This is a genomic window from Undibacterium sp. GW821-FHT07F11 (genome assembly GCF_059418665.1).
In genome coordinates this window covers 264,778-290,023 of record NZ_JBWKQH010000010.1, presented here as the reverse complement: position 1 = coordinate 290,023, position 25,246 = coordinate 264,778, and the positions used below count along the sequence as shown (strand labels likewise).

Below are 25,246 nucleotides of genomic sequence, written 5' to 3'. Positions count from 1 at the left end.
TATTGGGGTAGGCTGCTGAGATGGAGCTTACATTTGTTTGAACAAATGTACAAAACTGCGACTGACTTCGAGTTTTTCTGTCAGTCCCTTGATTTGCACCAGATGGCGACCGCGCAGGTCGCGCACCACGCCTGAGATAGCCTTGGCGTTCACCAGAGTGGATCTGTGAATTTGCCAGAACAGAGCAGGGTCCAGTTCCTCTGCCAGATCACGCACAGGTTTGCGTATCAAGGCTTCATAAGTGGCGGTTTGCACCCTCGTATATTTCTCGTCAGACTGGAAGAATAGAATTTCTTCCACCGGTATAAGGCGTAACTCCTGCCCTATGGAAGCCTGTATCCATTGCAAGTAGTCGGGCTTGGGGGCTATACCCATTTGCTTGGCCAGTTGCGAGAGCATGGTACTCATGTCGTTGGGCTGGCTCTGGGCTGTTAACCTGGCCTTGAGCCTTTCGACCGTACGCGTGAGCCTCTCTACATCGGCAGGCTTGAGGACATAATCAACTGCGCCATGATCAAAAGCCTGTATGGCATATTGATCATAGGCAGTGATGAAGACGATATGTGCCTTGTTGCCTATATCCTTGGCCGCTTCCAGACCCGTTTTGACCGGCATGCGTATGTCGAGGAAGGCCAAATCTGGTTTATGTGTTTCTACCAGGGCGACGGCTTCTTCACCATTCTTTGCTTCATCCAGGATTTCCAGCTCGGGCCAGACTTGTTCCAGGCGCGACTTTAACTGGTCGCGCATCAGTCTTTCATCATCGGCAATTATGGCAGTAGGCATGGTCAGCGTAATTGAAATCTAGTTGGCTAATTCGTAAGGGATTTCTATAGTAACGCAAACTCCGCTAGGTTGATTAGGGGTAATGATCATTTGTCCCTTTTCTTTATAAATCAATTTCAGACGTTCGCGTATATTTTGTAAACCCAGTCCAGTACCGTTGCTGGGCATGGCACCAAATCCCAGGCCATCATCGCTGACAGAGACGCGCAACTTGTTATGCGCCACCTCTGCACGGAAGTGTATGGTGCCGCCTTCTGCCTTGCATTCCAGTCCATGCTTGATCGCATTCTCGACCAGGGACTGCAACATCATCGGCGGGAAAGAGGCACTGCGCAAGCCTTCCGGCATGATGAAGTCGACATTCAATCTTTCTTCCATGCGCATTTTCAACAATTCCAGATAAGACTTGATCATATCCGCTTCGCGTCCCAGATTGGTGATGCTGGCATTTTCACGCATTTGCGGCAACACCGCACGCAAATAAGCGATCAGACTGCGCTGCATGGCAGCAGCACGTGGTGGGTCGGTTTCTATCAAATACTCAACTGAAGCCAGGGTGTTGAACAGGAAGTGTGGTTCCACCTGTGCCTGCATCATTTGCATCTGTGCTTCGCTGACCTGGCGTAACAGGGATTCACGCTCAGCTGCCATACCTGCTTCCTTGGCTTTTTCTTCGGCGCGTACTTTGCCACTCATCAAGGCTTTCATGCCAAACAAACCAAATACCAGCAAGACCACGAAATTGGCGAACCATTTGGAAGATGTGCGCTTGTAGCTGCGTACCTCTTCATCAGCGGCATCGGCAACAGCATTATTGATTTCTTCGCTAATTTCCTTGGCTATTTCTGCAGGCAGTTTGATGTGTATATCATCTCTTTCTGAGATAGATGGCGGACTCGGTGGCGCAGGCGGTGCTGGTGGCGTGCTTGCACCAGAAGAGTTCGGCACAGGTGGTACTGGCGGAGCCGGTGGAGCAACACCGTCATCTCTACGAATGTGGACGCCGTTCTCATCAATCTCTATCTGCTTGCCCTTGCCATCGATATTGTTTTTACGGATATGCAGACCAGTATTGTCTATTTCTATACTGGTGTCGCCATCAGTGATTTTGCTGGCTTTCTTTGATTTGCCGGGTGTTTTGCTTTTGGTCACCACCACATTTTCTTCAGACGTAAATAACATGTCTTGCAGCATGCTGCCTGCAGTGATGGTGATAATGGCAAATAAGAAAAACTTCCACCAGGATAATTTGGTAACCCAGGCTGCCGTTGTGTCAAAGCTTTTGCTAAGCCAGGCCATGAGGTCTGCCATGAGCTGCTTGATCGTATCTGCATTGGTATTATTCATGATGCTTCTCTTTTAACGGTTATCCCTGACATATCAGCCGGAGTGCCATGCACTGGCTGCTTGCGACTTTTCAGTCCATGTTGATACTGTAGGGAAATCGTCCTTGCTTGGACAGCGACTTGCGACAGTCTGCAAAAAATGCAGGACAGAATGAAAAATGCCTCATTTAATATGCATGGTTGTTGGCGCAGCAGCGTCGGAAGGGGAGGGGCTGTGCACGCATCAGGTCTCGAGATGCAGCCTGCTGCGTGCCATGGACTTATCTGCTTGCCAGCCAAGTATGCAAATCATCGCGTGTCAAAGGCTTGGAGTACAGGTAGCCCTGCGCGATATGACAATCATAAGAAAGCAGGGTATTTGCCTGCATTTCACTTTCCACACCTTCGGCAATGATGGATAGCCCGAGATTTTTACCGAGTTGAACAATCATTTTGGCAATGCTGCCTTCACTCGGATTTTTCTGGATTTCATTGACAAAGGCACGGTCAATTTTCAATTTGTCTACATCGAGTTTTTGCAGGTGACTCAGTGAAGAGAAGCCGGTGCCAAAGTCATCGATAGAAATACTCATGCCCAGTTGCTTGATCTGGTGCAGGGTCTTGATCAGTAACTCCGGATCTTTCATGGCCATGGATTCGGTAATTTCCAGTTCCACATACTTTGGTGGTACCTGTGTATCGGCCAGCGCCTTGTTCAGTGACTGCATGAACAGGGGGTGTGAAAACTGTGCCTGCGAGACATTGATGGCCATCTGGAAATTGGTATAGCCAAGGCTGCGCAAATGCACGAGTTCGAGGCAGGCGGTTCGCAAGACCCATTCACCGATATCGACAATCAGGCCAGAATATTCGGCGATAGGAATAAACTGATCTGGCGGAATGAATTTGCCTTCATCAGTTTTCCAGCGCAGCAAAGCCTCGGCACCAAGTACGCGGCCATCGCGCATATCAATCTGGGGCTGGAAAACCAGGAACAATTTTTTTTGCTCAAACGCTGCACGCAGGGCATGCATGAGCAAGACGCGCTCACGTATCTCTACGCCCATATTGCGGGTAAAGTATTCGTAGCCGCCACGACGGTTCATCTTGGCGCGCTTCAGTGCGATATTGGTATCTTTCAGAGCTTCTGAGCCATCACTGTCATAATCATCAAGCTTGATCAGGCCTATGGTTGCTGACAGTTGCACATCTTGTTGATCAACATCGAAAGGTGAGGTGAATAAAGACAGAATTTTATCCGGGCAGACCAGGGTTTCATCACCCAGCAAGGCAAAAGTGTCACTGCCTACTCTTGCTAATTGGCAATGTTCGCCAAAATTTGCGACCAGTCTTTGTGCGACTGAGGATAATAACTGGTCGCCGAACTGATGACCAAGCGCATCATTGGTTTCGGCAAAATGGTCTATGTCTATCAGCGACAGGGAGCTGTGGTTTTTCAACGAAGTGAGCAGGGTCTCATTTAACGTTTGCAATAATTTGAGACGATTTGCCAAGCCTGTCAGCGGGTCATAGAAGGCGTAATTGTGCAGACGCGAAGTCAGCATGACGTTATCCAAACCTACCGATACGTTGCCGCAGAATACGCCCAGCAGGCGCTTGTCCATCTCATTCAAATGCAGGCCGGTATTGAGGTAGAGCGTGAAATCTTTTTGCGCGACGTTATTGAAGTAAAGTGCAGTTGATTCAGCCTCAAATATGCTTTGATGGGCTTCCAGCGAGCGTTTGACAATATCGCCAGTTGCATGGTTGCTTAACTGTTCCAGTGGCCTGTTCAGGCTTCCCAAGTACATATTGGTGGTGGCGATAATGTACAGGTCATCACTGTCATCCTGCAGTTCCACAGGCACTTGCCTGGCGCATACAAATCCTTCAGTATTGAGTCCCAATAAACCTGCTATCTGCACCAGTACACCAGCCGCGAAATTCTGCAGGCCCTGCAAGGCCATCAATTCTGTACTGGCATGGATAATCATTTCCAGGCCGCGACGGCTGGCACTGATAGCGCAAATCTGCTCGTAGGAACGTATGGCTGACGTGACTGCGGTGTACAGTTTGGTGCGTGTCAGTTCTGATTTGGTTTTATAGTCATTGATGTCGTAATCGCGTATCGCATCAATTTCTGGGGCATAGCCTGGTTGTCCGGTGCGCAGGATAATGCGCACATCGGTCAGGCCCAGGGTTTTGCGTATATGGCTGACCAGTTGCAGTCCGGCGTCTTCCTGTTCCATGACCACATCAAGGAGGATGATGGCGATGTCGGTTTCATTTTTCAGAATGTCGCGTGCTTCTGCCGCTGAATACGCATGCAGAAAACTCAGGGCGCGATGCTGGATTTCCAGGCTGCCCAACGCAAAAGTTGTGGCCGAGTGGACATCTGGATCATCATCAATAATCATGATCCGCCAAGTCTGCGCAGGCCGCGAGGCCGCCGCAGTTTCATCGCTGTCTGGTTCATCTAGGAAAACCAGATCATCTTCAGAAGAGTGGATCGTTGAATTCATCTGTAATGCGGCTCCATGCTTGGCATATCGTATGGTAAGGGCACTGCAAAATTGGTTCCTTGCGGAACTATGACACTAAATGTATCAGTAGCCAAGCTTCATATATTTTTCATTGGTAAGAATAAAACAAGATTCGTCTGAACGGGGAGAAAAATGCCCTGAATTTGGCTGTAAAGTGCGAAAAATAGTGAAATCTTTTGTCACTCCAGACAACGGCTAAATTCTGTACAGGGCGCTTCACTGGTAAAATGGGGTTTATTCTGTCTAACCTCTCATTTTCGAAATATTATGTCCGGTAATACTTTTGGCACCTTGTTTACTGTTACAACCTTTGGCGAATCACATGGTCCGGCCATAGGTTGCGTGATTGATGGCTGCCCGCCGGGCATGGAATTGTCTGAGGCAGACATACAGCCAGAGCTTGACCGTCGTCGCCCTGGCACTTCGCGTCATGTGACCCAGCGTCAGGAGCCAGATACGGTGGAAATCCTGTCTGGTGTGTATCAGGGTAAAACCACGGGCACACCCATAGGCTTGCTGATCCGTAATCAGGATCAGCGTAGTAAGGATTACGGCAATATCACGGAAACCTTCCGTCCAGGTCATGCTGACTTCACTTACTGGAATAAATATGGCATCCGCGACCCACGTGGCGGTGGCCGCTCGTCTGCGCGATTGACTGCGCCAGTAGTTGGCGCAGCGGCGATAGCCAAGAAATGGCTGAATCAGCAATATGGGACGGTGTTCCATGGTGGCATGAGCCAATTGGGTGGAATTGCCATCCCTTTTCAAGCCTGGGAACATGCGGCAAGCAACCCATTCTTTGCGCCTACGACTGATGTTGCGTTAATACAGCAGCTTGAAGATTATATGGATGCCTTGCGTAAAGATGGCGATTCCATCGGGGCCAAGATCGATGTGGTCGCATCCAATGTCCCGGTCGGTCTGGGTGAGCCTATTTATGACAAGCTTGATGCAGAAATTGCCTATGCCATGATGGGGATTAACGCCGTCAAGGGCGTGGAGATCGGTGCCGGTTTTCGCTCAGTCGCACAGCGCGGTTCTGAGCATGGTGATGAACTGACGCCTGAGGGCTTTGTCGGCAATAATGCTGGCGGCATACTTGGTGGCATCTCGACTGGCCAGGATATTACGGTTTCCATTGCTATCAAGCCCACATCTTCGATACGTACGCCGAGAAGATCGGTAGATAAAGATGGGAATCCTGTCATGGTTGAGACTTTTGGCCGTCATGACCCCTGTGTTGGCATACGTGCTACTCCGATTGCTGAAGCCATGCTGGCCCTGGTCTTGATGGACCATGCCCTGCGTCACAGGGCGCAATGTGGTGATGTCAAGCCGGGTAATTGATACTCGTCATTGTTCCGGCTCTATTCCTTTCAAGAGTGGAGCGGGAACATGTTACACTGACTTTATAAGTTCCCTGCAGCTTGCGTGCGTTGCTGCTCCTGACTTTTTTCCCCTTTCCTCATCTCTTGTTGGCGGTACTCTATGCGCCATGTCAGCTGATCTGCTTCAAAATATTCACTGGCAATTTTCCAGATTATCATCAAAATCCAGATGAAAATTTGGCGATTTTCATCAAACTCATGCATTTATACTGAAACTTTCATGCACCAATTTGGCGTGCGGGTTGGTTTTGCGTTGCACAATTGTGGCATAATCAAATGCGAAAAAAAGATGCAGTACAGGATGTAGTAAGAACCAATGACTTATTTCCAGGCTTCAGATCATGCTTAAAACGCTTTACGATAAATTATGGGAATCCCACGTAGTCCATTCCGAAGATGATGGCACTGCAATTCTCTATATAGACCGCCATTTGTTGCACGAAGTTACCAGCCCGCAGGCCTTTGATGGCTTGAAACTGGCTGGACGTCAGCCTTGGCGACTATCTGCCAATCTGGTGGTGGCTGATCACAATGTGCCAACGACGAACCGTATCAATGGTATTGATGACCCGATTTCCCGTCTGCAGGTAGAGACGCTGGATGCCAATGCCAAAGAATATGGTTTGACCTATTTTGGCATGGCCGACAAGCGCCAGGGCATCGTTCACGTCATCGGGCCTGAGCAAGGTGCAACCTTGCCAGGCATGACTGTTGTCTGTGGTGATTCTCACACGTCTACTCACGGTGCTTTTGCCTGTCTGGCGCATGGTATTGGTACATCTGAAGTCGAGCATGTGCTGGCAACCCAGACCCTGATTGCAAAAAAATCCAAATCCATGCTGGTGCAGGTGGATGGCGCCATGCCTGTGGGCGTAACGGCAAAAGACATCGTCCTGGCTGTGATCGGCAAGATAGGTACAGCAGGCGGTACCGGTTATGCGATTGAGTTTGCCGGTTCGACTATTCGCAGCCTGTCCATGGAAGGCCGCATGACCGTCTGCAATATGGCGATCGAAGCCGGTGCGCGCGCTGGCATGGTGGCAGTTGACCAAACTACCATCGACTATGTCAAAGGCCGGCCATTGTCGCCAGTTGGTCCGCACTGGGACAGGGCCGTCGAATACTGGAGTACATTGCATACTGATGCAGGTGCCAAGTTCGATATGGTAGTGACTTTGAATGCCGCCGAAATCAAGCCGCAAGTCACCTGGGGCACGTCTCCTGAAATGGTGGTGGCAATAGATAGCCGTGTACCTGATCCTGAGCAGGAAAAAGATGCTGTCAAACGTGACGCCATAGAAAAAGCCCTGATCTACATGGCATTGCAGCCAAATACTGCCATTTCTGATATTCGTATTGATAAAGTCTTTATCGGTTCCTGCACCAATTCACGCATAGAAGATCTGCGTGCAGCTGCTGCCGTGGTGCGCGGCAAATATCGTGCATCGAATGTCAAGCTGGCGATGGTTGTACCAGGTTCTGGTCTGGTGAAAGAACAGGCCGAGCGCGAAGGTCTGGATCAGATATTCAAGGCAGCTGGTTTTGAATGGCGTGAGCCGGGTTGCTCCATGTGCCTGGCCATGAATGCCGACAGGCTGGAGCCAGGTGAGCGTTGTGCTTCCACTTCCAATCGTAATTTTGAGGGCCGTCAGGGGCAGGGCGGTCGTACCCATCTGGTGTCGCCTGCGATGGCTGCTGCTGCCGGTGTTGCCGGGCATTTTGTAGATGTACGTGGCTTATCTTAATTTGGACGGAGAGATGACATGAAAAAGATATTTTTACTGGCAATGTGCGCACTGGTGCTGACAGCCTGCAATACCGTTCAGGGTTTGGGGAAAGACGTTAAAAAGGCTGGCGAAGCAGTCGAAAATGCAGGCAAAAAATAAGTAGCGACATGGAAAAATTTACTTTACTCGATGGTTTGGTTGCGCCCATGGACAGGGCCAATGTGGATACTGATGCCATCATCCCCAAGCAGTTTTTGAAATCCATCAAACGCAGTGGCTTTGGCCCTAACCTGTTTGATGAATGGCGCTACCTTGATCACGGCGAACCCGGAATGGACAATAGCAAGCGTCCTGTCAATCCTGATTTCGTATTGAATCAGGCTCGCTACCAGGGGGCATCCATCTTGCTGGCGCGCAAAAATTTTGGTTGTGGTTCTTCACGTGAGCATGCGCCCTGGGCCTTGGAGCAATTTGGTTTTCGCGCCATTATCGCTCCCAGTTTTGCCGATATCTTCTTTAATAACTGCTATAAAAACGGCGTCTTGCCTATTGTCCTGGGCGAAGCGCAAGTTGATGCTCTGTTCAATGAAGTCAAAGCCTTTCCTGGCTATCGCCTGATCGTTGACCTGGAGCAGCAAGTCGTGCGCACCAGCAATGGCAGCGCCAGCTATGCTTTCGATATTGATACCTTCCGCAAATACTGCATGCTTAATGGCCTTGATGATATTGGCCTGACTCTGCGTCAGGCTGACAAGATACGCGCTTTTGAAGAGCGCCACCTCGCTGCGCAGCCCTGGCTCGCCAATACCATCTAGGCTACCTAAATAAGCCAACTAAGTAAGCTATCTAAATTAATTTCTTGAGAATATGAAAATTGCTATTTTGCCGGGTGACGGCATAGGTCCGGAAATCGTCGAGCAAGCTGTCAAAGTATTGAACGCGCTGGGCGAATCTTTTGAAATGGAAACAGCGCCAGTTGGTGGTGCAGGTTATGAAGCATCAGGCCATCCTTTGCCAGAAGCGACACTGAAGCTGGCGCTGGAAGCTGATGCTGTCTTGTTTGGTGCAGTTGGTGACTGGAAGTACGACACTCTGGATCGCCCATTGCGTCCTGAACAAGCCATTTTGGGTTTGCGTAAAAACCTGAAATTGTTCGCTAATTTGCGTCCAGCAATCATGTATCCCGAACTGGCCGGAGCTTCAACGCTGAAGCCGGAAGTGGTTTCGGGTCTGGATATTCTGATCATCCGTGAATTGACGGGTGATATATATTTTGGTCAGCCACGTGGTGTGCGTGAGTGCCCTGATGGTCCATTCAAAGGTGAGCGCGAGGGTTTCGATACCATGCGTTATGCTGAATCAGAAATCCGTCGCATTGCTCACGTCGCTTTCCAGGCTGCGCAAAAACGCGGCAAGCGACTGACGAGCGTCGATAAAGCCAATGTGCTGGAAACTTTCCAGTTCTGGAAAGACATCGTCACTGAAGTGCATAAGGAATATCCTGATGTGGCACTGGACCATATGTATGTTGACAATGCCGCCATGCAGTTGGTGCGTGCACCGAAGAAATTTGACGTCATCGTCACAGGCAATATGTTTGGCGACATTCTGTCTGACCAGGCGTCCATGCTGACTGGTTCTATCGGCATGTTGCCATCTGCTTCACTCGATGCGAATAACAAGGGCTTGTATGAACCTTCCCATGGTTCTGCGCCGGATATCGCTGGCAAAGACGTGGCTAATCCTCTGGCAACCATTCTGTCTGCAGCCATGATGTTGCGTTATTCCTTGAATAAGGCTGAGCAAGCCGACCGTATTGAAAACGCTGTTAAAAAAGTGTTGGCGCAAGGTTTGCGTACCCCTGACATTTATGAAGCTGGTACTACCAAGGTGGGTACTGGTGAGATGGGGCAGGCCGTATTGCAGGCATTGAGTTAATTTAGTCTTTGCGCAAAACCGCCCCAGCTGCGTTGCAGCGACTAGCCGTACTAAAGCACTGTCTTCGTCGCTAACGGTGTAGCTGGGGTTTCAGGCAACATGTTGCCTGCCAGCATAACGAAGCTCTCTTGCAAGAGAGGTTTCCTTGGTGATAGCCTTGCTGGGACAATTTTGCATAAATCCTATTTGTTCGTGAAGGGCAGGGACGTCCTGCAAAATTTTAGGGAAAAATGATGAAACTGGTGGGTCTGGTAGGTTGGCGCGGTATGGTGGGTTCTGTCCTGATGCAACGCATGCAGGAAGAGGGTGATTTCGATCATATTGAACCCGTGTTCTTTTCAACGTCCAATACAGGTGGCACCGCCCCTGCAATGGCAAAGAATGAAAAGACCTTGCAAGACGCAAATAATATTGATGCATTGAAGAAGTGCGAAATTATTATTACCTGCCAGGGTGGTGACTACACCAATGACATTTACCCAAAACTGCGCGCAACCGGCTGGAATGGTCACTGGATTGATGCTGCCTCCAGCCTGCGCATGAATGAAAACGCAGTTATCGTACTTGATCCGGTTAATCTGCCAGTGATCAAGCAAGCGCTGGTCAATGGACAAAAAGACTGGATAGGCGGTAACTGCACAGTCAGCTGCATGTTGATGGGTGTTGGCGCTTTGTATAAAGCTGGTCTGGTGGAATGGATGAGCACGCAAACTTACCAGGCTGCATCTGGCGGTGGTGCCCAGCACATGCGTGAACTGTTGACACAATACGGCACCTTGAATGCAGAAGTTCGTTCTCTGCTGGATGATCCGAAAAGCGCGATTCTGGAAATTGACCGTAAAGTGATAGCCAAACAGCGCTCCCTGACCGCTGACGAAACAGCCAATTTTGGTGTGCCACTCGGTGGCTCCCTGATACCCTGGATCGACAGGGATCTCGGCGACGGCATGTCGAAAGAAGAATGGAAAGGCATGGCAGAAACCAACAAGATACTTGGTCAGGGCGCAGGCTTTGGTACGGCAGCCGTGCCGGTCGATGGTTTCTGTGTCCGTATTGGTGCCATGCGTTGCCACAGCCAGGCTTTGACATTCAAGCTAAAAAAAGATGTGCCGCTGGCAGATATCGAAGCCATGATCGCTGCTGACAATGAATGGGTAAAAGTTGTGCCAAATACCCGTGAAGCCAGCATTCGTGATCTGACGCCGGTCGCCGTTACTGGCACCATGACAATTCCGGTTGGCCGTATCCGCAAGCTGGCGATGGGTCCGGAATATGTCGGCGCCTTCACCGTGGGCGACCAATTATTGTGGGGCGCCGCTGAGCCGCTGCGTCGCATGTTGCGTATCTTGATTGATTAAAAAGTCAGCAAAACTTGATGTTTTAAAGTAATTGTTAAAACTTGTTGTAGAATATAGGGGGGCGTTTAACGCCCCCTTGTCGTTTTTGAAACTTCAAAAAGCTTCGTCTATTTAGTGGCGAGCATTTAGTTTTAATTTTAATAATAAATAATTAGGATTTTGGCGATTATTTTTTCACTTGTCATTTGGCAACAACATTTATGCGATATCCTTGCACTTCGGGGTTCTTAATGTATTTACCACTGTGATAAATCGCGTTAAGCTTGCGTGGCAATGTTTGTAATGTTAATGTGAAACATTAGGACGCGTCGCTAGGCAATGTGTAAAGCGTCACCCAGCGGACTTTGTTCGCCAAAAATTCCCAATATGTCTGACAAAATGCATAATCAAAAAAAATCGTCTGTGATTACCGTGGGACGCAAGGCGTTAAGTGTAGCTGTAGCGTCTTCCTTGTTCATGTTGTCGAGCGCGCATGCTACCGGTCTCGGTAAGCTGACGGTGCTTTCCTCTCTGGGGCAGCCCTTGCGCGCAGAGGTAGAGCTGACCTCTCCTGCCAAGGAAGAAATTGATTCCCTGGTGCCCAAACTGGCATCTCAAGAGGCTTTCAAACAAGCAAACATAGACTTCAATGTCGCATTATTGTCACTGCGTTTTGCAGTTGAGCAGCGTGGTGCAAACTATGTAATCCGCATTAGCTCATCTCAAGCCATGAACGAACCTTTCGTTGACATGTTGCTCGAGCTGAACTCTGCAAATGGCAAGCTATTGAGAGAATACACCTTCTTGCTGGATCCTGCAGAATTGCGAAATAGTCAATCTGCGCAAGTCAGCAATCCGGTTGTTGTTGCTAACCAGCCACAAAACACAGCTGCGTCTAATGCGGCCAAAAATACCCGTCCAAATGCGGCAGCAACAAACCCCAATTTAAGAAATGACAGGTCGCCAACGCCAAAAAACGCTGAGGCCGGCAAAGAAATCAAATCCGCCGGCGAATATCAAGTCAAGGCAGGCGATACATTAAGCAAGATTGCCGGTAGTTACCGTGCTGAAGGTGTTTCACTGGATCAGATGCTGGTCAGTATTTATCGCGCCAATCCGCAAGCCTTTGCTGGTAATAATATGAATCGCCTGAAGTCAGGGCAGATTCTGACAGTGCCAGATGCTGATTCTGCTCGTGCCAATGTGGGTACGACAAATGAGGCACATTCTGTGGTCGTTGCTCATGCAGCTGATTTCAATGCATATCGCAATAAGCTTGCCGGGCAGGTAGCCGAAGCACCGGCAGAAAAAGCGCCTGCCACCAAGCAAAGTGGTGGTGGCAAGATCAGTGCCAAGGTAAAAGAAGTACCGAATGCCACTACCGATTCCCCTGATAAACTGAAATTGTCCAAAGTGGGGCCGGCTTCTGCGCGCACCTCTGGCAAAGGCGGTGAAGAAGACAAGTTAGCCAAAGAAAGAGCTGCGCAGGAAGCCAATGCGCGCGTCAAGGAACTTGAGAAAAACGTCAGTGACCTGAAGGGCTTGCTGGAAGCCCAGAAGATAGAAATCAAAAACAAAGAAATGGCTGCCAAGCAGGCAGAGCTGACCAAGGCAAAACCCGATGTCAAGGCAAGTGTTCCTGCATCAACGCCTGCGCCAGTTGCTGCCAGTGCAGCGGCACCTGTAGTTGCGTCTACGCCAGCGCCGGTCTCAGTGCCAGCGCCAGCTTCGGCTGCTGCTCCGGTCCAGGCCAGTGCGCCTGCCACTGCCAGCACGCCAGCAGTTGCCGCATCTACAGCTTCGGTTGCCGCAAAGCCGCCAGTCAAGCGCAAGATTGTAGCTCCGCCACCGCCACCTCCACCAGAGCCTAGTTTCCTCGATAGTATTTCTGACTACCTGTTGCCGGGTGGCATAGCTCTGCTGGCCATCTTGGGCGGCGTAGGTATCTGGACTAGCCAGCGCAAGAAAAAATTGCAGCAGTTTGAAGACAGCATACTGACCGGCTCCAGCATGAAAGCCAACTCCATGTTTGGCTCTACGGGTGGTCAGAGTGTTGATACCAATAACAGTGTCTTCAACTCCAATTTTGCGCCATCTGCCAGTCAGTTGGATGCCAATGAAGTCGATCCCGTCGCTGAAGCAGACGTGTATATCGCCTATGGTCGTGATTCTCAAGCAGAAGAAATTCTGAAAGAAGCATTGCGTACCCAGCCAGACCGTCATGCAGTCAGGGTTAAATTACTGGAAATTTATTTTGGCCGTAAAGATGCCAAAACCTTTGAGCGCCTTGCCAGTGAGTTGTATGGCATGACCAGCGGCGAGGGTGATGACTGGGCGCAAGCAGCGTCCATGGGTATCGTGCTGGAGCCGGGTAATCCTTTGTATGCCGGCGGCAAAGCCAAGGCAGACATGGCTGCAGCATCGGGTCTGGGCTCAGGTACACAACCATTGGAAGACCTTGATCCAGAGGCCTTGCTGGCGAATTCCCTGTCTCAGGACATGCTTGAAGCGATCAGCATTATCGATACAGCTCAGCGTGATGGTGGTGCAAAAGCCACTGCCAATGCAGAAGAAGCTGCAATGGATGAGCATGCTCTGGATTTCGACCTGGATATTTCTGCCATCCCTGAGCCTGAAGTCCCAAAAATTCCTGAGCCTGTAGCTCATGCTGCCCCTGTTGCAGAGTCAGCCGCTGCGCCTGAAGTGGATTTTGGTACGATAGACTTTGATTTTGGTACTAAAGATCCTGAACCAGTTCATGCACCTGTGGTTGCTGAAGCAGCTCCTGTAAAAGCGGCTGATCCTGATGTTGAGAAATTTGAGCTCGATCTGGGTCATATTGATTTTGCATCAGAAAAGCCTGAGTCAGACCCTTTGTCTCTGGATATCTTGCCGTCAGACGACAAGCTTGATGAAAATCTGTTGGCAGCATCTTTGACTGGTGAGGCAGCAGAATCACCATTGCCAGAATTGACCGCTCCCAAAAAAGCTGAAGAAGATGCAATGTCAGCTTTTGAATTTGATTTGTCCGGCATTGATCTTGATCTGGAGCCAGCAGCAGCTACTCCTGCAGCGCCAGCAATTGAAGAGGCGCCAGCACATAATGCTGAAATGGCAACCAAGCTTGATCTGGCAGTTGCCTATCATGAAATCGGTGATAAAGAAGGTGCCCGTGAATTGCTGGACGAAGTGCTCAAGGGTGGTACTTCTGATCAGGTAGAAAGAGCCAAGTCCATGATAGCCCAGATGGCTTGATGTTCTTGAGGTAATCATGACGGGCGCAGCGTATGCTGGCGCCCGTTTTGTTTTTTGGGAAATTGCATTGTGTTGAAACGATTAGTTTTAGGTGTTCAGTATGACGGTAATTCCTGGCAGGGCTGGCAAACGCAGCCTTCTGGTAATACCGTGCAAGACGCGTTGGAACGGGCGTTGCAACAATTTACTAAAAGTGACATCAAAACCACTTGTGCCGGACGTACTGATGCCGGTGTTCATGGCATCGAGCAGGTCGTGCATTTTGATACTGAGCTGGTGCGTGAATCCTATTCCTGGGTAAATGGCGTGAACGCTTTTTTACCTGCCACTGTGGCAGTCCAGTGGGCTAAAGAATTGTCTTTCGACCCTGATTCAGAAGACAATTTCCATGCGCGCTTTAGTGCCCGGGCCCGCACTTATCATTATATTTTGCACAATGCTGCCATCCGCTCACCAATGTGGAGCGGGCGGGCGGGATGGACTTTCCGTCCTCTTGATGTAGAGCGCATGCGCGCTGCCGCGGCCCATTTATTGGGTGAACATGATTTTTCTGCCTTCCGTGCCTCTGGCTGTCAGGCCAAAACCCCGGTCAAGCACATGTACGACATACAGATACAGCGCCGGGGTGAGATGATTATTTTTACTCTGCGTGCCAGCGCCTTTCTGCATCACATGGTCAGGAACATCGTTGGTTCACTGATCTTTGTTGGTACGGGTAAAAGAGAGCCGGAATGGATGGGGGAAGTGCTGATCAGCATGAACCGCGAAATAGCTGCTCCTACTTTCATGCCTGACGGTTTATACCTGGCAAGAATCGACTATGAAGACAAATGGGGCCTGCCACAAAGAGAATTGGTGGAAACACTGGCTTTCTTGTCTTTTTTGTAGTGATCAACTGACATCAAACCTACGATTTCTCGGCTTTCCGGGGTGAAATCCGGTAAAATGGCGTTTTGCAAAACCCAAACTGAAGGCGCTCGCCTGGGGAAACTTGCCCAGCTCAGAGCGCTTTTTTTATAGCTGGTATTCGCTTCACCTTTGTTTCTTTCGTAATTTCAATGAATAACATCCGCAATTTTTCGATTATTGCCCATATTGATCATGGCAAATCCACACTGGCAGATCGCATTATCCAGCTTTGTGGCGGCCTTTCCGACCGCGAGATGGAAGCACAAGTACTTGATTCCATGGATATTGAGCGTGAGCGTGGCATCACGATCAAGGCTCAGACAGCGGCATTGCATTACAAAGCGCGCGACGGCCAGATTTATAACCTGAACCTGATTGATACACCGGGTCACGTTGATTTCAGTTATGAAGTCAGCCGTTCCCTGTCCGCCTGCGAAGGTGCTTTGCTGGTCGTGGACGCATCGCAAGGTGTGGAAGCGCAGACAGTCGCAAATTGCTACACTGCCATTGAACTGGGTGTAGAGGTTGTACCCGTCTTGAACAAAATTGATTTGCCATCTGCCGACCCCGACAATGCCTGCCAGGAAATCGAAGAAGTGATAGGCATAGACGCCTCCGATGCAGTGCATTGCTCTGCTAAAACCGGCTTGGGCGTTGAAGATGTACTCGAATCCCTGATCGTTAAAGTGCCACCGCCAGAAGGTGATCCAACAGCCCCTTTGCAGGCATTAATTGTCGACTCATGGTTTGATAATTATGTGGGCGTCGTCATGCTGGTGCGTATCAAGAATGGTACTTTGCGTCCAAAAGACAAAATACTGTTCATGGCAACCGAAGCGCAACATCTGGTTGAAAGTGTTGGCGTATTTACGCCCAAATCACTGAGCCGTACAGAATTGACTGCCGGTCAGGTGGGCTTTGTCATTGCTGGCATTAAAGAATTGAAATCAGCCAAAGTCGGCGACACGATTACTGTGGCCAACAAACCTGCTGCCGAACCCTTGCCTGGTTTTAAAGAGGTACAGCCGCAAGTGTTTGCCGGCCTGTTCCCGGTTGAAGCCAATCAATACGATGCCTTGCGTGATTCCCTTGAAAAACTCAAGCTTAATGATGCGGCGCTGATGTATGAGCCTGAAGTGTCACAAGCGCTGGGCTTTGGTTTCCGTTGCGGTTTCCTTGGTTTGCTGCACATGGAAATCGTCCAGGAACGTCTGGAGCGCGAATTCGACATGGACCTCATCACGACTGCCCCAACCGTGGTGTATGAAGTGGTCATGGCTGATGGCACTATCCTGATGGTGGATAACCCTTCCAAGATGCCAGAGCCGTCAAAAATTGAAGAAATCCGTGAACCTATCGTTACCGTCAATCTCTACATGCCGCAAGAGTATGTAGGTTCGGTCATCACCCTTTGTACACAGAAACGCGGCGTGCAGATGGATATGAATTATCACGGTCGCCAGGTCAAGCTGACGTATGAAATGCCTATGGCTGAAATCGTGCTGGATTTCTTTGATCGTCTGAAATCCACCTCACGTGGCTACGCTTCCATGGACTATGAGTTCAAGGAAAATCGTGCCGCAGACGTGGTCAAGGTTGACATGCTGATCAATAGCGAAAAGGTGGATGCGCTGGCGATTATCGTCCACAGGGCAAACAGTCATTTCCGTGGCCGCGCAGTGGCTGCCAAAATGCGTGAACTGATCCCGCGCCAGATGTTTGACGTGGCAATTCAGGCCGCTATTGGTTCCAACATCATCTCGCGTGAAAACGTTAAAGCCTTGCGTAAAAACGTTTTGGCCAAATGTTATGGTGGTGATATCAGCCGTAAGCGCAAATTGCTGGAAAAACAAAAAGCAGGTAAGAAACGCATGAAGCAGGTGGGTTCAGTAGAGATCCCGCAAGAAGCGTTTTTGGCGATTTTACAAGTGGATGAAAAATGAGTTTTCAATCAATCTTGGGCAATTTTGCCCTGATCCTGTTTGTGTTGACCGTTGTTACTGGTGTTATCTGGTTTCTTGATGTCTTTATATTTGCCAAACAACGCCGTCAAAACGCTGACAAGGCACTGGCCGAATATGATGCGCGCAGAGCCAAGCTGACTGCAGAGGGCATACGCCTCGAAGAAAGCACCCGCCATGACATGGAAGCCAGCTTGCTCAAGCAACCAGTCTGGATAGAATATTCTGGCAGCTTCTTCCCAGTGATAGCCCTGGTGTTTTTCTTGCGTTCTTTCTTGTTTGAACCATTTAAGATTCCTTCCAGCTCAATGTTGCCAACCTTATATGTTGGTGATTTGATACTGGTCAATAAATTTACTTATGGCATACGTTTGCCTGTGATTAATAAAAAAGTCATCTCCATTAATGATCCGCAAAGAGGCGATGTCATGGTATTTAAATACCCTGAAGACCCTAGCGTGGACTATATTAAACGTGTGGTAGGCGTGCCAGGTGATAAAATTGTGTATAAAAACAAACGTTTATCGGTGAATGGTAAAGAAGTTTCATATACGAACATGCCTGACTTCCGCGATAATCTTGATTACTTAAAGCAATACAAGGAAGAATTGACCGGAGTAAGTCACCGTATTTTGGTGAATGAGCAAAGGCCGGCTTATGTCGAAAATCCGCATGACTTCAAGGGCAGGGATTTATGCTCTTATGATAATGATGGTTTTACCTGTAATGTGCCGCAAGGCCGTTATTTCATGATGGGTGACAACAGGGATAATAGTCTCGACAGCCGCTACTGGGGTTTTGTACCCGATGAAAATATTGTTGGAAAAGCATTTTTCATCTGGATGAATTTTGGTGATATCGAACGTATTGGTAGTTTTCATTAAATTTCAGTCTTAATCAGGAAAAAATCTATGTCAAATATTCAATATTCCACATTCAAAAAACAACAAGGCATTACCTTGATTGGTTTGATCATGGCAATTGCCGTCATCATTGTTATTGCAATGGTTGCAATGAAAGTGGTGCCTACAGCGATCGAATATAATTCCATCACTAAGGCGATGAATAGCTCCAAAAATGCTGGATCTACTCCAAGGGAAATTCAGATTGCTTTCGATAAACAAAGGGAAGTTGGTTATTTTGATGCGGTGACTGGCAAGGATCTGGTTATCGTAAAAAATAATGATGGTGGTTTTGACCTCAATTTTTCCTATAGCAAGAAAATCCCTCTGGTTGGTCCAGCCAGTATATTGATGGAGTATTCCGGCACTACCGCAAAGAATGGTGTCGTCGTTACAAAACCTGCCAAGGCAGATTAAGTTACTCGTATGAATCAACAACTATTGCAGAAAAGGCTGGGGCACCAGTTTAGCAACCCCGCTTTGTTGCAGCAGGCTTTGACACATCGTAGTCATAGTGTTTTGCATAATGAACGTCTGGAATTTCTTGGTGACTCAGTCCTGAATTGTGTCGTCGCGTCTTTGTTATTCGACAGTTTTGCCAATATTGATGAAGGTGATTTGTCGCGTGTCCGTGCCAATCTGGTCAAGCAACAATCGCTGTATGAAATCGCCCAAAGAATAGAGTTGTCTCAATTCTTGCGTCTGGGGGAGGGTGAATTGAAGTCCGGTGGATTCCGTCGCCCGTCGATTTTGGCAGACACGCTGGAAGCCTTGTTTGGCGCGATTTTCCTGGATGCCGGTTTTGATGCTGCGCGTGAAGTTATCCGTGCCTTGTATGCGCCAGTGTTGGCCAGCGTTGATCCAACTACCTTGGGCAAGGACGCCAAGACCTTGTTGCAAGAGTTTTTGCAAAGTAAAAAAATCGCTTTGCCGCAATACAATGTAGTGGCAACCCATGGTGCTGCACATAATCAGGAATTTGAAATTGAATGCCTGGTGCCAAAACTTGAAATCCAGGTATTTGGTACTGGCGGTAGTCGCCGTGCCGGCGAGCAGGCCGCAGCCAAGCTGGCGCTGGAAACTGCCCTGGCCATGCTGGTACGCTCACCTGCAGCCAAGAAAGCCAAGCCACGCGCTTCGCAGTTAAAGCTGGCTGGTATAGCGACAGTGCAAGGTGAGGCAGAAACCAAGCCGCAGTCAGCCAAGCAAAAAAGTTTGCTGGATGCAGAGACACCCAAGGCTGACAAGCCCAAAGCGGCACAAAGCACTGCCAGCACCACCAGCACGGCTGCAGCAGATGAACTGCTGACGCATGATGTACACCCCGAGACTCACCCTAAGACTGCCTGACGACCGCATGACTGAATTAATAGACAATCCTGATTTCCGCTGTGGTTACATCGCCATCGTCGGGCGACCTAACGTCGGTAAATCGACCCTGATGAACGCCCTGATAGGCGCCAAGGTCAGCATTACCTCGCGCAAGGCACAAACTACACGCCACCGCATTACTGGCATACAGACCAAAGACAATACACAGTTCGTGTATATTGATACGCCGGGTTTCCAGACCCGTCATTCGAACGCATTGAACCGCACCCTGAACCGCACTGTCACCACTACGCTGACAGCGGCAGACGTGATTTTGTACATCATAGAAGCAGGCACTTTTGGCCCGGCAGATCAGCAAGTCATCGATTTGCTGCCCAAGAACGTACCATGCATGCTGGTCATCAATAAGTCAGACCGCGTCAAAGACAAGGCTGTGATGATGCCGTTTGCCCAAAAAGTGGCGGCCCTGCATAATTTTGCGGCGATCGTGCCCGTATCGGCCACCTTGCGCTTCCAGCTCGAAAATCTCGAAGGCGAAATCCGCAAATACCTGCCGCTGAACCCACCGATGTTTGGTGAAGACGATATTACCGACCGCAGCGAGAAATTCCTTGCAGCAGAAATCGTCCGCGAAAAACTGTTCCGCTTCGTTGGTGATGAATTGCCTTACACCAGCACCGTGCTGATAGAAAAATTTGAGCAAGAAGGCAATTTGCGCCGCGTTTTCGTCGCCATTCTGGTGGACAGGGACGGCCATAAATCGATGGTCATCGGTAACAAGGGTGCGCGTCTGAAAGATATCTCTACCCAGTCACGCCAGGATATGGAGAAGCTGTTTGGTGGCCCCGTGTATCTGGAAATCTGGATCAAGGTCAAATCTGGCTGGGCAGATAATGAAGCCGGTTTGCGTGCCTACGGTTACGAGTAAAACCATCCATGGATGAGCAGGCAGTCGCCGTGCAGGAAGGCAGTGCCGTAGCAGATGCGGCCGCTGTACCGCCAGCGCCACCTACTGCCAAAAAAGTTGCTGCCCGAACACGGGCACCTAAAGCAACCCCGACAAGCCCACGCGCTGCCAGCAAATCCCCCGCCAAAGACTTGCGCATACTGGAGCAGCCAGGCTTTGTCCTGCATTCCTGGCCCTACAAAGAAACCAGCCTCATCATCGATGTATTGACGCGTGACCATGGCCGTATAGCTTTGGTTGCCAAGGGCGCAAAGCGTCCGCATTCACAATTGCGCAGTGTCTTGCAAACCTTCCAGCCCTTGCAATTGGGTTGGACAGGCAAGGGCGAAATCCGCACGCTGACCACTGCAGACTGGGTAGGTGGCATGCTGCCGCTGGAAAAATCTGCCTTGTTATGCGGCTTCTACCTCAATGAATTGCTGGTCAAGTTCCTCATGCGCGATGAAGCGCACCCGGATTTGTTTGATCTGTATGTCTCTACGCTGAACCAGCTTGCCCATGATGAACCAGCCACCATCGTCCTGCGTCGCTTTGAACTCGCGTTGCTGCGCGAATCCGGCTTGCTGGGTGACCTGACCCGCTGTACGCAACAACGTGAGCGAGTGCAGGTTGAACAATTCTATGTGCTTGACCCTGAACGCGGCCCCAGGCCAGCCATGCCAGCCGACAGCGTGCCCAGAGTCAGCGGCAAGACTTTGCTGGCCATGCAGCGCGGCGACTATACTGAACAGAGCACGCAACTGCAAAGCAAGTTGCTGATGCGCTTTTTGCTTGCTCATCACCTGCATGGCGCTGCGCTGAATACCCGGCAAATACTGATTGATTTGCAAAATCTATGAATATCCATCAACAAAGCCAGTTGATAGAACTGGGAGTCAATATTGACCACGTCGCCACTCTGCGTAATGCGCGCGGCACGACTTATCCAGACCCCTTGCAAGCTGCCTTGTTGGCTGAGGAGGCGGGGGCGGATTGCATCACCCTGCATCTGCGTGAAGACCGTCGCCACATCCGCGATGCAGACGTAGAACAATTGCGCCCACGTATCTTGACTCGCATGAACCTGGAAACCGCAGTCAATAATGAAATGCTTGATCTGGCATGCCGCATCCTGCCGCAAGATGTTTGTCTGGTGCCAGAACGCCGTGAAGAAGTCACGACAGAAGGTGGTCTTGATGTTGCCCGAGATTTTGCCAGAGTACAGGCCGCAGTCCGGCAATTGCAGGCGGCAGGCATACGTGTGTCGCTATTTATCGATGCAGATGAGCAGCAGATACAGGCAAGCTCAGAAGCAGGCGCAAGTGTCATAGAAATCCACACTGGCCGTTACGCTGATGCGCATGATCCGCAATTGCAGGCACAGGAGTTTGCACGCATAGCGCAAGCTGCCATTGCAGGCGTACGTCATGGCTTGAAAGTGAATGCAGGTCATGGCTTGCACATGACTAATACTGCAGCCATTGCTGCCATCCCGGAAATTTCAGAATTGAATATAGGCCACGCCATCGTCGCCCAGGCACTGTTCGTAGGCTGGCAAAAAGCCATCAGCGACATGAAGGCCCTGATGGTCAAGGCCCGTCTGACGAGTTTGCATAAGGCAGCCTGACATGATCTACGGCATAGGCACAGACATCGTACAAATCTCGCGCATGCAAGAAGCCATTGCGCGCAACGGTGAACGTTTTGCTGAAAAAATCCTGGGGCCAGATGAGCTGGCGACTTATCGTGAGCGCAAAACCCTGGTCGAAACACGCGGCCTGCGTTATCTGGCTACCCGGTTTGCTGCAAAAGAAGCTTTCTCAAAAGCCGTGGGCATGGGCATGCGTGACCCCATGAACTGGCATGCCATACAAACACTGAATAACGATCAGGGTCAGCCTCAGGTGCAGGCCAACGGTAATATGTTGGCGTGGATGCAGGAGCGTAATCTGAAGGCGAGTATCTCTGTCAGTGATGAAACTGATTACGCCATTGCCTTCGTCATCATCGAATTGAACAATCCCTGCTAAAGTAGCGACTTCTACCAGCGCTGCAGATTGATTGCATCATGAACGAACCAAATATCTCAGAAGCACGCCAGCAAGTGCTCGATCTGGTTGCCAAATTACCCAACCTGCCGGGTGTGTACCGCTATTTTGATAGCAATGACCAGGTGCTGTACGTAGGCAAGGCACGTGACTTGAAAAAACGTGTCTCCAGCTATTTCCTCAAAAATCTTTCCAGCCCGCGCATCGCGATGATGGTAGAGAAAATTGCAAAACTCGAAACCACAGTCACTCGTAGCGAAGCAGAAGCCCTGATCCTTGAAAACAACCTGATCAAGGCATTAAAACCGCGCTACAACATCCTGTTCCGTGATGACAAGTCTTATCCTTATCTGAAAATCACCGCAGAAAAAACGCCGCGCATGATGTATTACCGTGGTGCGATCGATAAAAAGCATCAATACTTTGGACCATTCCCGTCCGGCTGGGCAGTCAAGGAATCGATGCAGATCTTGCAGAAAGTCTTTTTGCTGCGCAGTTGCGAAGACAGCGTGTTTGCCAATCGCACCCGGCCGTGCCTGTTGTACCAGATTGGTCGCTGCAGTGCACCCTGCGTCAGCATCATCGCGCCAGAAGACTACCAGCAAGACGTCAACAATGCTGCCGACTTTTTGCGTGGCCGCCAGCTTGAAGTCATGCAGACCCTGGAAAAAAAGATGCTGGATTTTTCCATGGAGCTCAAATTCGAGCAGGCAGCCGCAGTGCGCAATCAAATGCAGGCCTTGTCCAAAGTCTTGCACCAGCAAAGTATGGAAACCGCAGGCGATGTCGATATCGATATTTTGGCTGTGGTAGTGGAGGGTGGCCGTGCCTGTGTTAACCTGGCCATGGTCAGGGGCGGACGGCATCTGGGTGACCGGGCTTATTTCCCTACCCATGTTGATGATGCGGTCGGCGTCGCAGAAAATGAAATCGAAGTCGAGGTGATCTCTGCCTTTCTGGCGCAACACTATGTTGACCAATTCATCCCATCCACACTGGTCATGAATGTGGAACTCGATGCGCCTGATCTCATGCTGGCTCTGGCCGAGCAATGTGGCCATCGCATTCATCTATCCTTCCAGCCGCAAGAGCAGCGCCGTGCCTGGCTGGACATGGCCGTCAAAGGTGCCAAACTGGCGCTGGCGCGCATGCTGTCTGAGCAAGGCTCGCAACAGGCGCGTACACGAGCCCTGGCAAGCGTGCTGGAGCTGGATGTAGAAAATCTCGAAGAATTGCGCGTCGAGTGTTTTGACATCAGTCACACCCAGGGTGAAGCCACACAGGCATCCTGCGTGGTGTTCCATCATCACGCCATGCAGAACAGTGAATATCGCCGCTTCAACATCAAGGACATCACAGGAGGCGATGATTATGCCGCCATGCGCCAGGTGCTGTTCCGCCGCTATGAAAAAGTCGCGAGTGGTGAGGCGAGTGGCGACGGGGCCAATGAACGCCGCATGCCAGACATCGTCCTGATCGACGGTGGCAAAGGTCAGGTTGAGATTGCGCGGCAAGTTTTTGTCGAGCTTGGCCTGGATATCAGCCTCATCGTTGGTGTCGCCAAAGGCGAGGGGCGCAAGGTAGGTCTTGAAACCCTGGTGTTTGTTGATGGCCGGGCAGAAAAAGAACTGGGTAAGGAATCTGCCGCCCTCATGCTGATCGCCCACATCCGCGATGAAGCTCACCGCTTTGCCATCACAGGCATGCGTGCCAAGCGCGACAAGGCCAGGCAGACCTCACAACTGGAAGAGATCGAGGGCATAGGCCCCAAACGCCGCCAGCGCTTGCTGGTGCGTTTTGGTGGCTTAAAAGGCGTCAGCGATGCCAGCGTCGCCGATTTGGCCAGTGTCGAAGGTATTTCCCGCCAATTGGCAGAAGAAATTTACAAGCGGCTGCGATAGGGAAATATAATTGCGTCAGGCGCTGGCATTGTAGTCAGCGTGCCTGATGCATAAACCGAATAAAAACCACAACAACATGCCCTTCAATTTTCCTATCCTGCTGACCTGGTTACGTGTCGCGCTGATACCGCTGGTAGTTGGTGTTTTTTACCTGCCCGATCTCTGGTTAAGCCCCTTTGAAAAAGGTCTGGCATCCACCACGATTTTTATCGTCGCCGCAGTCACCGACTGGTTTGACGGCTTCCTGGCGCGCAGATGGAACCAGACATCCTCATTCGGTGCCTTCCTTGACCCTGTGGCCGACAAGCTCATGGTCGCCGGTGCCTTGCTGGTGCTGGTGCAGCTCGACCGCGTCAACGCCGTGATCGCCTTCGTCATCATCGGTCGTGAAATTACCATCTCTGCCTTGCGCGAATGGATGGCATTGATAGGTGCCTCCAAATCAGTGGCAGTCAGCTCTTTAGGCAAGATCAAGACTGCTGCGCAAATGATCGCCATTCCTATGCTGCTGTACTACGACATGTTGTTTGGCATGATAGACACCAAGCTGCTGGGCTCATGGTTGCTGTTGATTGCTGCCATCCTGACAGTCTGGTCTATGTTCTATTACCTGCGTAAAGCATGGCCTTTGATCAAGGAAACCACGGATAAAATGGAATAGCCGTTGAGTAATCGTGGAATGATCTTTGAATGGGTAGTTGACACAATGGCTGGATGATATATAATTCTGGTCTTCGCAACGCGGGAGTAGCTCAGTTGGTAGAGCGCAACCTTGCCAAGGTTGAGGTCGAGAGTTCGAGACTCTTCTCCCGCTCCAAAGTTTTTGGAACGGCAGCGAAAGAGCAGTAAAGCAAGTTAGTAGTAAAATGCGGGAGTAGCTCAGTTGGTAGAGCGCAACCTTGCCAAGGTTGAGGTCGAGAGTTCGAGACTCTTCTCCCGCTCCAG

22 protein-coding genes and 2 tRNA genes are annotated in these 25,246 nt (G+C 50.2%); 20 read left to right on the top strand and 4 right to left on the bottom strand.

The annotated features are described in order from the left end of the window. Positions 1–27 precede the first annotated feature (27 nt). The 3 genes from AC07OI_RS24465 to AC07OI_RS24455 form a co-directional block, all read right to left on the bottom strand. Positions 28–786: a LytR/AlgR family response regulator transcription factor gene (locus AC07OI_RS24465; protein WP_495259031.1), complete on the bottom strand. Its 759-nt coding sequence runs from the start codon at positions 784–786 to the stop codon at positions 28–30. A gap of 18 nt (positions 787–804) precedes the next feature. Then, positions 805–2,133, bottom strand: coding sequence for a sensor histidine kinase (locus tag AC07OI_RS24460; RefSeq protein ID WP_495259030.1), 1,329 nt, complete (start codon positions 2,131–2,133; stop codon positions 805–807). Positions 2,134–2,392: 259 nt separating this feature from the next. Continuing rightward, a complete protein-coding gene (locus AC07OI_RS24455; RefSeq protein ID WP_492708957.1) occupies positions 2,393–4,633 on the bottom strand; it encodes a GGDEF/EAL domain-containing response regulator in 2,241 nt (746 codons plus the stop codon). A gap of 288 nt (positions 4,634–4,921) precedes the next feature. On the opposite strand from AC07OI_RS24455, the gene aroC reads away from it, so the two are divergent. Further along, positions 4,922–6,004, top strand: coding sequence for a chorismate synthase (gene aroC / locus AC07OI_RS24450; protein ID WP_495259029.1), 1,083 nt, complete (start codon positions 4,922–4,924; stop codon positions 6,002–6,004). A 62-nt stretch (positions 6,005–6,066) separates the two neighbouring features. Here the strand turns inward: aroC and AC07OI_RS24445 are convergent, their stop codons facing one another. Beyond that, entirely contained in the window at positions 6,067–6,249 is a 183-nt protein-coding gene (locus AC07OI_RS24445; protein WP_495259028.1) for a hypothetical protein, read from the bottom strand. Between the two features lie 137 nt (positions 6,250–6,386). On the opposite strand from AC07OI_RS24445, the gene leuC reads away from it, so the two are divergent. The 19 genes from leuC to AC07OI_RS24350 all read left to right on the top strand — a co-directional run bounded on the left by leuC (position 6,387) and on the right by AC07OI_RS24350 (position 25,245). Beyond that, positions 6,387–7,790: a 3-isopropylmalate dehydratase large subunit gene (gene leuC, locus AC07OI_RS24440; protein ID WP_110252969.1), complete on the top strand. Its 1,404-nt coding sequence runs from the start codon at positions 6,387–6,389 to the stop codon at positions 7,788–7,790. An 18-nt stretch (positions 7,791–7,808) separates the two neighbouring features. Next, complete coding sequence (locus tag AC07OI_RS24435; RefSeq protein WP_110252970.1) at positions 7,809–7,931, top strand: entericidin A/B family lipoprotein; 123 nt, start codon at positions 7,809–7,811, stop codon at positions 7,929–7,931. Between the two features lie 8 nt (positions 7,932–7,939). Then, positions 7,940–8,587, top strand: a complete 648-nt coding sequence (gene leuD, locus AC07OI_RS24430) for a 3-isopropylmalate dehydratase small subunit (RefSeq protein ID WP_495259027.1) — start codon at positions 7,940–7,942, stop codon at positions 8,585–8,587. Positions 8,588–8,639: 52 nt separating this feature from the next. Then, the gene (leuB, locus tag AC07OI_RS24425) at positions 8,640–9,710 is read left to right on the top strand and encodes a 3-isopropylmalate dehydrogenase (protein WP_495259026.1); all 1,071 of its coding nucleotides are present in this window, start codon (positions 8,640–8,642) and stop codon (positions 9,708–9,710) included. Positions 9,711–9,940: 230 nt separating this feature from the next. Then, complete coding sequence (gene asd, locus AC07OI_RS24420) at positions 9,941–11,068, top strand: aspartate-semialdehyde dehydrogenase (RefSeq protein WP_492708949.1); 1,128 nt, start codon at positions 9,941–9,943, stop codon at positions 11,066–11,068. 378 nt (positions 11,069–11,446) lie between these two features. After that, positions 11,447–14,302: a motility hub landmark protein FimV gene (locus AC07OI_RS24415; RefSeq protein ID WP_495259025.1), complete on the top strand. Its 2,856-nt coding sequence runs from the start codon at positions 11,447–11,449 to the stop codon at positions 14,300–14,302. Positions 14,303–14,374: 72 nt separating this feature from the next. Continuing rightward, positions 14,375–15,190 (top strand): tRNA pseudouridine(38-40) synthase TruA, encoded by an 816-nt coding sequence (gene truA / locus AC07OI_RS24410; RefSeq protein ID WP_492709034.1) that lies wholly within the window; start codon positions 14,375–14,377, stop codon positions 15,188–15,190. A gap of 170 nt (positions 15,191–15,360) precedes the next feature. Further along, on the top strand, positions 15,361–17,154 hold the full coding sequence (gene lepA, locus AC07OI_RS24405) for a translation elongation factor 4 (RefSeq protein ID WP_492708946.1): 1,794 nt from the start codon (positions 15,361–15,363) through the stop codon (positions 17,152–17,154). Further along, on the top strand, positions 17,151–18,056 hold the full coding sequence (lepB, locus tag AC07OI_RS24400) for a signal peptidase I (protein WP_492708944.1): 906 nt from the start codon (positions 17,151–17,153) through the stop codon (positions 18,054–18,056). The genes lepA and lepB overlap by 4 nt, the downstream gene beginning before the upstream one ends. 27 nt (positions 18,057–18,083) lie before the next feature. Then, positions 18,084–18,491, top strand: coding sequence for a DUF4845 domain-containing protein (locus tag AC07OI_RS24395; RefSeq protein ID WP_492708942.1), 408 nt, complete (start codon positions 18,084–18,086; stop codon positions 18,489–18,491). 9 nt (positions 18,492–18,500) lie between these two features. Further along, positions 18,501–19,424, top strand: a complete 924-nt coding sequence (gene rnc / locus AC07OI_RS24390) for a ribonuclease III (protein ID WP_492708940.1) — start codon at positions 18,501–18,503, stop codon at positions 19,422–19,424. A gap of 7 nt (positions 19,425–19,431) precedes the next feature. Continuing rightward, the gene (gene era / locus AC07OI_RS24385; protein ID WP_492708938.1) at positions 19,432–20,334 is read left to right on the top strand and encodes a GTPase Era; all 903 of its coding nucleotides are present in this window, start codon (positions 19,432–19,434) and stop codon (positions 20,332–20,334) included. An 8-nt stretch (positions 20,335–20,342) separates the two neighbouring features. Beyond that, complete coding sequence (recO, locus tag AC07OI_RS24380) at positions 20,343–21,212, top strand: DNA repair protein RecO (protein WP_495259024.1); 870 nt, start codon at positions 20,343–20,345, stop codon at positions 21,210–21,212. Next, positions 21,209–21,979 (top strand): pyridoxine 5'-phosphate synthase, encoded by a 771-nt coding sequence (gene pdxJ, locus AC07OI_RS24375; RefSeq protein ID WP_495259023.1) that lies wholly within the window; start codon positions 21,209–21,211, stop codon positions 21,977–21,979. The genes recO and pdxJ overlap by 4 nt, the downstream gene beginning before the upstream one ends. Before the next feature lies 1 nt (position 21,980). Next, complete coding sequence (gene acpS / locus AC07OI_RS24370; protein WP_495259022.1) at positions 21,981–22,382, top strand: holo-ACP synthase; 402 nt, start codon at positions 21,981–21,983, stop codon at positions 22,380–22,382. A 38-nt stretch (positions 22,383–22,420) separates the two neighbouring features. Continuing rightward, complete coding sequence (gene uvrC / locus AC07OI_RS24365) at positions 22,421–24,301, top strand: excinuclease ABC subunit UvrC (RefSeq protein ID WP_495259021.1); 1,881 nt, start codon at positions 22,421–22,423, stop codon at positions 24,299–24,301. A 76-nt stretch (positions 24,302–24,377) separates the two neighbouring features. Continuing rightward, positions 24,378–24,962 carry a CDP-diacylglycerol--glycerol-3-phosphate 3-phosphatidyltransferase gene (gene pgsA / locus AC07OI_RS24360; RefSeq protein WP_492709033.1) on the top strand — a complete coding sequence of 195 codons (585 nt, stop codon included), beginning with the start codon at positions 24,378–24,380 and terminating at the stop codon, positions 24,960–24,962. Between the two features lie 80 nt (positions 24,963–25,042). After that, positions 25,043–25,118 (top strand) — tRNA-Gly (locus AC07OI_RS24355). A 51-nt stretch (positions 25,119–25,169) separates the two neighbouring features. Next, positions 25,170–25,245: transfer RNA gene (locus AC07OI_RS24350), tRNA-Gly, on the top strand. Position 25,246: the final 1 nt, after the last annotated feature.